An 8,175-nucleotide genomic window follows, 5' to 3' on the forward strand; every position below is an offset into this window, starting at 1 on the left:
CGTCGCGCGGACCGGATTCATGACGCGCAGGAGCACGAACCGTGGTGTCCATCACCGACCCCCTGGCCGCCTTCGCCATCTTCGAGGGATTGGACCAGCCCACCCGCACGGACCTTGTCCGGCGCTTCTCGCACCGGCGTTTCAAGGCCCGGCAGGTGATCTGCGACATCACCTCGCAGGATCGGGATGTCTGGTTCATCCTGCAGGGCCGGGTGACGGTGTCCATCTTCGCCCGCAACGGGCGCGAGATCGCCTTCGCTGAACTGGGCCCCGGGCAGCACTTCGGCGAGATCGCCGCCATCGACGGCCACCGTCGCTCGGCCGCCGTCACCGCGCGGACGGACTGCGAAGTGCTGGTGCTCTCGGCCGAGCGCTTCCATGAGATCGTCATGAAATTCCCCGACGTGGCGTGGCGCATCATGGTGCGCCTGACCACGCTGGTGCGGACCTCCAACGAGCGGCTGCAGAGCTTCTCCACCCAGAGCGTGACCCAGCGTGTGTGTCAGGAGCTCATCAATCTGGCCATGCCCAGTCAGGCGGTGCGCGGGGCGCACATCATCCACCCCGTGCCCACCCAGGCGGACCTGGGCAACCGGGTCGGGGCCAGCCGCGAGACGGTGGCGCGGGTGCTGCTGGATCTGGCCCATGACGGCTTCGTGATCCGCAAGGGCCGCACCCTCACCATTCCCACCATCGGCAAGCTGGAAGCGCTGGTGGACGACCGGCCGCCCGGGCTGGAAGCCAACGTGGCGTGAGGCCAGCGGTGCGAGGGTCCGCTTGCACGGCCACCTTCGCATCATCCTGAGCACCCCCAACGGCATCTGACGATGTCCGTTGGTATTGGGATGACCGCTCCCGTTCTAGGGTCATCACGGAACCCCGGGGTCGCGTGGGTTCTGGACCGCAGCGGCCACCCGAGACAATCCCTCCCCATTCCATGGGGAGGGAGTCCGTCTGGCGCCTGGTGAACGGGGACTCCTCCCCCATTCATGGGGGAGGTTGGGAGGGGGTTCAGGCTCGAAGCGCGACGCCAGAGGGGCTCCTTCCGGTCCCCCGGAAATCCATGATGACCCCCTTTTTATACCGGCCGGGATTTGCCTAACGCGGAAGCTCATCCGGGCGCAGCAGGTCTTCCGGCCCGCCGGATGCCCCGGACGACTGGGACGCCTGATGCTGCGCGTCGGACCAGGCCCGGCAGGGCGCGATGTAGCGGTCGCACGAATTGCCGCCGTGCGGTTTCAGCACGGCATTGCACGTCATCTGGGCTTCCTGCTGCAGGGCGGGATCCGAGGCCCCGCCCGAGCGGTTGCAGGCGCACCGGATCGCCTCGCACTGTTTCGCCGCCTGACAGGCCGTATAGGCATCGCAGGGACTGTCGTCGCCGCCATGCGAGCGGGCCTGCATCACACAGCGCCGATAGTCGATCTCGCAATCCCGGTTGATCTGGGACGACTGGGCATGGGCGGGCAGGGCGATCGTGAGCGCGGCCAGGGCCACAAGAAGACACCGGGGGAACATTGGATTGACTCCAAAGCAGAACGATTAAACCGCGCCCGTTCCGTTTGCGCATTTATTAAAATTGCGACAGAATAGCGCCGGTTCCGCATCACACCCGACTTGTGTGCCTCGGTCAATATTGTAGACTCCATCGTCATGGTGAGGATCGCCCCCGGCGGTCCCGCCGCCCGCTCTCAAGGGAGGCTGCCCATGACTCCGTTCCGCGTTCTCCGCATGACCCCGCGCGGGGCGCGCTCTCGGCTGGTCGCCGCCGCGCTCGGTGTGGCCATCGGCGCATTCGCGCCCAGCGCCGCGATGGCGCAGGGACCGGCCCCGGACGATCTGGGGATCCCGGCGGCGACCCTGGCCGCATCGGAAACGGCGGACGGCTATGCCTTCTGGGTGTTTCCGGAGGATCGCAGGGGCGGCGCGACCGCCCTGGTGCTGCGGCACGGCCGGGTGATGTACCGATGGCCGCTGCGGGGGCCGTTGCCGCCCGCGCCCGACGGCCAGCCGGAGGACGGCCCGCGCTGGTACCCCGTCACGGACCTGACCGGCAATGGCCACGGGACGGTGCATATCCAGGACATGACGTCGCGCAGCACCACCCGGCACGTGATCCTGGATCTGGCGCCGGACGGCGTCACCGAGCTGTTCAACCGCAGCCTGCACTTCACCGAGCGGCTGGACTGGGCGGATTCCGACGGCGACGGCGTGCGCGAGCCGCGGGTGTCCGGCGGGCAGATGATGCCCGGCGGTGGCCGCGAGGAGGGCCTGCGCCGCCCCCTGTCGCTGGAGTAGCCCGCCCGGCCGATCAGGCGGCCGGCAGGCGCAGCAGGGCGCGGGCCTCGGCCGGGGTGGCGGGGTGACGGCCGTACTCGGCGCACAGGGTCGCCGCCCGTTCCACCAGCGCGGCGTTGGACGGCGCCAGGGTGTCCTTGTCCAGGCGGACGTTGTCCTCCAGGCCGGTGCGGATGTGGCCGCCGTGCTCCAGCGACCAGTGATGCAAGGTGAGCTGGTGGCGGCCGATGCCGGCGCCGGTCCAGGTCGCCTCCGGCGCCAGTCGCCGGATCGTGCGGACGTAGAAGTCGAACGTCTCGCGGTCCACGGGCATGGCGTTCTTGACCCCCATGACGAACTGCACGTGCAGCGGTCCGACGATCTCGCCCGCCTGCTCCATCTCCACCGCCTTGAACAGCATGGACAGGTCGAAGACCTCGATTTCCGGCTTGATGCGATGCTCTTTCATCAGCCCCGCCAGCCAGGTGACGAACGACGGCGCGTTCTCGTAGATGCGGGTGGGGAAGTTGCACGAGCCGGTGGACAGCGACGCCATGTCCGGCTTCAGGGGCAGCATGGCGCCGCGCTCCTCGCCCGTGCCGGAGCGGCCGCCGGTGGAGACCTGCACGATCATGCCCGGGCAGTGGGCGCGGATGCCCTCGATCAGACGGCCGAACTTCTCGGGATCCGAGGTGGTCGAGCCGTCGTCGTTGCGGACGTGCAGATGGGCCAGCGCGGCCCCGGCCTCGAACGCCGCATGGGTGGACTCCACCTGCTCGCTGACCGTGACGGGCACCGCCGGGTTGTCGGACTTCTTCGGCACCGATCCGGTGATGGCGACGGTGATGATGCACGGCGTGGTCATGGCGGCGGGGCTCCGAACTGCTGTCAGACTCTGAACCAGTTAGATGAGCCAAGCCGGCTGCCGGCACAAGTGTTTCATCCGGCCGGGCTCACTTCACCAGGGCCGAGATTTCCCGGAAGCGCGGGTCGGTCTTGTCCGCGACCCACTCGAACAGCACCATCTCGGTGGTCACGATGGCGCAGCCGGCATCGCGGGCGCGCTCCAGGCCGGCGCGCTCGCTCTCCGGCCGGCGCGAGCCGCAGGCGTCCGCGACCATGAAGACGTCGATCCCGGCCTCCCGCAGGCCCAGCGCGGTCTGCAGCACGCACACATGGGCCTCGGTGCCCAGAAGCACCACCTGATCCCGGCCGGTGCGGGTGAGCGCCTCGCGGAACGCGGGCTCGCCCATGGAGCCGAAGCTGGTCTTTTCGACCACCGCGCCCTCGGGCAGCAGCTCGCGCACGTCGATCATGGTCGGGCCCAGGCCCTTGGGATACTGCTCGGTGCACAGCACCGGCACCTCCATCAGCGAAGCACCTTTCAGCAAGCGGGCGGCGTTGAACAGCACCCGGCGCGGGTCGTCCATGACGGGGCACAGGCGCTCCTGGATATCGACCACGACCAGGACGGACCGGGCGGCGTGCATGAGCATGAGCGGGAAACCTCCTCCGGGACGGCAGGATCAGGATAGGGGCGAAGAAACGGGGGCGGATCAAGCCCCCGCGACCGCCCCCATCATGTCAGGTCCTGCACCAGCAGTTCCAGTCGGGCGACATCGTGCACCACCAGCCCCGCGCGCTCGCGGCTGAGGAAGCCCTGCCGGGCGAGGTCGTTCAGCACGCGGGCCACGGTCTCCCGCGTGGTGGAAACCCGGCTGGCGATGTCGGCGTGGATCGGGATCGGGCTGATGACGGCGCGGCCGTCCCCGTCCGCACCGGCGGCCAGGGCCTGGCGCAGCACCTCCGCCTGGACCCGGTTGTTGGCGCCCAGGGTGGACAGCTCCACGATCCGGTCCGTCGCCGCCCGGATGATGCGGGACATGCGCCGCATCACCTCCATGGAGACGGCGGGGTGCGCCTCCAGCATCGCCAGGAAGCGCGTCGCGGGCAGGGCCGCGATCCAACTGTCGCACACCGCCATCACGCTGGCCGAGCGCGGCTCGCCGTCGAAGGCGGCCAGTTCGCCGAAGAAGCCCCCGGCCTCCACGTCGTCCAGGGCCACTTCCCGGCCGGATGCGGTGTAGATCATGATCCGCGCCGTCCCGGTGGCGACGAAGTGGACGTCGCGGGTTTCGGCCTCGCGGTCCACGATCTGTTCGTGGGCCGCATAGAGACGCCAGCGGCACTGGCGTTCCACCGCCGCGCGGTCGGCCTCCGCCAGCGCGCCGAACAGCGTCACCGCCGCGAGGCCCGGTGGCCGCTTCGCGGCCCCCTCGGGTGTCTCCCGTCTCGTTGCCATGGCCTGCCCGCCCGCTCCGAGTCCCCCATCGGGCGCCCCCGCGCCCCGTTCGTGCAATCATGAGGCTAAACGTCATGCGCTGGCAACACGGGCCGGGGGAGCGGCCAGGGGATCGGAGAGGGGCGGTCCCCCTTCGCGTTTGCTTGCGGACGCGCCGCCCGGAACAGTGAGGGGTCTCCCCACCCCCGCGCCGGAGACCGCCCCATGCCCACCGACCGCCGCACCCGCCACGTGCCCCGCCCCCTGCCCGTGCGCCGGACCGAGCCCTTCGACTCGGCCGAGACCGCGTGGTTCTGGCTCCAGCGCGCCCAGCTCTGCCGGGCCGAGGGCGCGCGCCTCGACGGGGACCCGCTGGCCGCCGCCCGACCGTGCGATCCCGACGACATCGTGCGGGCCGTGCGTCGGCTGACGGCGGACCGGGTGCTGCGGGCGGAGCATCTGCGGGTGCTCACCCGGCACGGCCGCCGCCTGACGCCGCCGGATGCGCGCCTGCCCGAGGAGGCGCGCGATGCCGCCCTGTGGGCCGAGGCGCTGGACCGGCTCGCCACCCCGCTGCGCCGCAAGGGGATCGTGGCGTGATCCTTCCCGGGGACACGCTGGAGCCGCCGCCCGCCCCGGCGCTGGTGGTGTTCACCGACGGCCGCGAGATCTGGTGGCTGCGGCTGCTGCGCCCCGGGTTCCGGCATGTCATGGTGGCCGTGCGGCGGCCCGGCCACTGGATCGTTGTCAACCCGCTGTCCCACCGGGTCACGCTGGATGTGGTCCCCGAGGACGCGGGCGATCGCCTCGCCGCCTGGTTCCGCGCCCAGGGCCATACCGTGGTGGAGACCGCGACCCGCTGCCCGCCGCGCCGCGAAGCGCCGTGGGCGCCGCTCACCTGCGTCGAGGTGGCCAAGCGGCTGCTCGGCCTGCATGCCCGCTGGGTGCTTACGCCCCACGGCCTGTACCGGGCCTTGACCCACGGCGGATCGGTGCCAGAGTCGAAGGCCCGGGATGAACAGGACCTTACCTCTCATGCTCAGCTATGACATGCCGCTTTATCGGCCGCCGTCGGAGGGCCGCAACCTCATCATCCAGGCGACCATCGGGTGCAGCTTCAACCGCTGCGCCTTCTGCTCCATGTACCGGAGCAAGCGCTACCACCCCCGCCCGCTGGACGACGTGCGCCGCGACATCGACGCGGCCGCCCGCGCCTGGCCGGGGGCCGACCGGATCTTCCTGGCGGACGGCGACGCCATGGTGCTGCCGGCGGACCACCTGCACGCCATCCTGGACCACCTGCGGGCGCGCTTTCCGGCGCTGACGCGGGTGTCGGCCTATGCCACGCCGGCCAACCTGCTGAAGAAGACCCCGGTGGAGTTGGAGGGGCTGAAGGCGGCCAAGCTGTCGCTGGTCTATCTTGGCGTGGAGTCCGGATCGGCCGATGTGCTGCGCCGGATCACGAAGGGGGCCTCGCCCAACGGCCACGCCAAAGCCATCGACAAGGCCCGCGCGGCCGGCATCAAGGTCTCGGCCACCGTGATCCTGGGTCTGGCCGGCACCGAGGGCTGGCGGGAGCACATGACCGAGACGGCCGCGCTCATCAACCGGGCGCCGCCCACGTACCTGTCCACCCTGCAACTGTATCTGGAGGAGGAGCGCCTTGCGCCCTTCTTCGCGCAGATGACCCGGGACGGCCGCACGTTCACCCCGCAGGACGACGCCGCCGTGCTGGCCGAGCAGCGCCTGTTCCTGGAGCACCTGGACCCGCCGCGCCCGGTCATCTTCCGGTCCAACCATGCGTCCAACGCGCTCGCCCTGGCCGGGACGCTGCCCAAGGACAAGAACCGCCTGCTCGCCGAGGTGACCGCCGCCCAGGCCGCCCTGAGCGGCCCGGGCTGGCGGCCCGCGCATATCCGGGCGTTGTGAAGAGGGCCGACGCCATTATCGCGTCGGGCGGAGTCGCCCCGCGCCGCGGGGCCATTCGCCGTCTGCGGCCCCGCCGTTTGCGGTCCCGCCTCCGGCGGGTTGCCCGCCGCGTTTCCCTGCGGGAAACGGGCGCGGCGAACCGACCCAACGGGCTCCGCGACTATAGAGGTCTGTCCTCTATATACACACGATATAAGTTGACGCGCCGCTGCTGAACCCGCACCGTCCACAGGGTCATTCAAGGCGGACCGGGCGGATGGCGGCCATGGCGAAACGCGGATGTCTTGTGGCGCTGGGGATCGTGGGCGCGGGCCTGGCGGTCCTGATCGGGCTGGCCGTGACCAGCTCCTCTTCCGTCAGCGCGACCTGGCGCTATCGCATCACCGTGGTGGTGGACACGCCGGAAGGGCCGGTGTCCGGGTCGGCCGTGCGGGAGCTGTCCGTGCGCTCAGGCGGACGGTACGGACCACCGGAAGCGACCGTATCGGCCGAGATCCGGGGCGAGGCCGTGGTGGTGGACCTGGAGGCGCGCGGTCTGCTGTTCGCCCTGATCTCCGACATTTCGGACAGCGCATTCTATCAGGCGTTCCCGGTGCCGGACGGGCACGGCGCAAGCACGCCCGAGGGCATCTGGTACTACAAATGGCTGGAGCCGGGCCACCGCGCGACGCTCGACCCCGACGAATACCCCGGCTACCCGCGCATGGTCACCTTTGACGACCTCTCGGACCCCATGAGCGTGCGGCTGGTGTACGGCCTGCCGGATCGGAAACGGACGGATGTCCCCACCCGAACGGACGCATTCGAGGACGTCTTCGGCCCGGGTGTCCATGTGAGAGAGGTGATCCTGGAGACCACCAGCGATCCCGTCACGTGGCAGGTGCATGGGATCCTGCCGTGGCTGGATGAGTATTACTCAAGAATGTTCGACGGCAACCGGTTTCACGACCTGACGACGGATACGCCCCTCGCAAGCTCACTGAGCTCGGGCGCTTTCTCAACCAGAGGACCATCCAACAACTGACCATTTGAGAGCGCATCGGACGGACGGCGGCCATGGCGAAACGCGGATGTCTTGTGGGGCTGGGGATCGTGGGCGCGGGCCTGGCGGTCCTGATCGGATTGGCCGTGACCAGTTCCTCTTCCGTCAGCGCGACCTGGCGCTATCGTATCACCGTGGTGGTGGACACGCCGGAAGGGCCGGTGTCCGGGTCGGCCGTGCGGGAGCTGTCCGTGCGCTCAGGCGGACGGTACGGACCACCGGAAGCGACCGTTTCGGCCGAGATCCGGGGCGAGGCCGTGGTGGTGGATCTGGGGGCGCGCGGTCTGCTGTTCGCCCTGATCTCCGACATTTCGGACAGCGCATTCTATCAGGCGTTCCCGGTGCCGGACGGGCACGGCGCGAGCACGCCCGAAGGCATCTGGTACTACAAATGGCTGGAGCCGGGCCACCGCGCGGCGCTCGATCCCGATGCGTATCCCGGCTACCCGCGCATGGTCACCTTCGACGACCTCTCGGACCCCATGAGCGTGCGGCTGGTGTACGGCCTGCCGGATCGGAAACGGACGGATGTCCCCACCCGAACGGACGCATTCGAGGACGTCTTCGGCCCGGGTGTCCATGTGAGAGAGGTGATCCTGGAGACCACCAGCGATCCCGTCACGTGGCAGGTGCATGGGATCCTGCC

The 8,175-nt window shown here is 69.9% G+C and carries 11 protein-coding genes; 7 read left to right on the forward strand and 4 right to left on the reverse strand.

The genetic code is table 11. From position 1 onward, the window contains the following. Positions 1 to 41: 41 nt before the first annotated feature. Entirely contained in the window at positions 42 to 755 is a 714-nt protein-coding gene (locus GHC57_RS13285; RefSeq protein WP_153345023.1) for a cyclic nucleotide-binding domain-containing protein, read from the forward strand. A gap of 343 nt (positions 756 to 1,098) precedes the next feature. On the opposite strand, the gene GHC57_RS13290 is transcribed toward GHC57_RS13285, so the two are convergent. Beyond that, a complete protein-coding gene (locus GHC57_RS13290) occupies positions 1,099 to 1,518 on the reverse strand; it encodes a hypothetical protein (protein ID WP_153345025.1) in 420 nt (139 codons plus the stop codon). A 189-nt stretch (positions 1,519 to 1,707) separates the two neighbouring features. Here GHC57_RS13290 and GHC57_RS13295 point away from each other — a divergent pair, with 189 nt between their 5' ends. After that, positions 1,708 to 2,298 carry a hypothetical protein gene (locus GHC57_RS13295; protein WP_153345027.1) on the forward strand — a complete coding sequence of 197 codons (591 nt, stop codon included), beginning with the start codon at positions 1,708 to 1,710 and terminating at the stop codon, positions 2,296 to 2,298. Between the two features lie 13 nt (positions 2,299 to 2,311). Here GHC57_RS13295 and GHC57_RS13300 read toward each other — a convergent pair whose 3' ends face one another. The 3 genes from GHC57_RS13300 to GHC57_RS13310 all read right to left on the reverse strand — a co-directional run bounded on the left by GHC57_RS13300 (position 2,312) and on the right by GHC57_RS13310 (position 4,579). Then, entirely contained in the window at positions 2,312 to 3,142 is an 831-nt protein-coding gene (locus tag GHC57_RS13300) for a 3-oxoadipate:acetyl-CoA acetyltransferase (protein WP_153345029.1), read from the reverse strand. 88 nt (positions 3,143 to 3,230) lie between these two features. Beyond that, on the reverse strand, positions 3,231 to 3,773 hold the full coding sequence (locus tag GHC57_RS13305; protein WP_153345031.1) for a hydrolase: 543 nt from the start codon (positions 3,771 to 3,773) through the stop codon (positions 3,231 to 3,233). An 83-nt stretch (positions 3,774 to 3,856) separates the two neighbouring features. After that, positions 3,857 to 4,579 carry a Crp/Fnr family transcriptional regulator gene (locus GHC57_RS13310; RefSeq protein ID WP_153345033.1) on the reverse strand — a complete coding sequence of 241 codons (723 nt, stop codon included), beginning with the start codon at positions 4,577 to 4,579 and terminating at the stop codon, positions 3,857 to 3,859. A gap of 204 nt (positions 4,580 to 4,783) precedes the next feature. Between GHC57_RS13310 and GHC57_RS13315 the strand changes: the two genes are divergently transcribed. The 5 genes from GHC57_RS13315 to GHC57_RS13335 form a co-directional block, all read left to right on the forward strand. Further along, positions 4,784 to 5,158, forward strand: coding sequence for a hypothetical protein (locus GHC57_RS13315; protein ID WP_153345035.1), 375 nt, complete (start codon positions 4,784 to 4,786; stop codon positions 5,156 to 5,158). Then, complete coding sequence (locus tag GHC57_RS13320; protein ID WP_211369195.1) at positions 5,155 to 5,607, forward strand: hypothetical protein; 453 nt, start codon at positions 5,155 to 5,157, stop codon at positions 5,605 to 5,607. The genes GHC57_RS13315 and GHC57_RS13320 overlap by 4 nt, the downstream gene beginning before the upstream one ends. Beyond that, a complete protein-coding gene (locus GHC57_RS13325) occupies positions 5,594 to 6,487 on the forward strand; it encodes a radical SAM protein (protein ID WP_153345037.1) in 894 nt (297 codons plus the stop codon). Before GHC57_RS13320 ends, GHC57_RS13325 begins: the two co-directional genes overlap by 14 nt. Before the next feature lie 265 nt (positions 6,488 to 6,752). Beyond that, positions 6,753 to 7,511 (forward strand): hypothetical protein, encoded by a 759-nt coding sequence (locus tag GHC57_RS13330; RefSeq protein ID WP_153345039.1) that lies wholly within the window; start codon positions 6,753 to 6,755, stop codon positions 7,509 to 7,511. Positions 7,512 to 7,543: 32 nt separating this feature from the next. After that, the coding region (locus GHC57_RS13335) for a hypothetical protein (RefSeq protein ID WP_153345041.1) at positions 7,544 to 8,175 on the forward strand (632 nt) is incomplete at its 3' end.

Origin of the sequence: Roseospira navarrensis (assembly GCF_009601025.1) — a bacterium.
Classification (GTDB): Bacteria; Pseudomonadota; Alphaproteobacteria; order Rhodospirillales; family Rhodospirillaceae; genus Rhodospira; species Rhodospira navarrensis.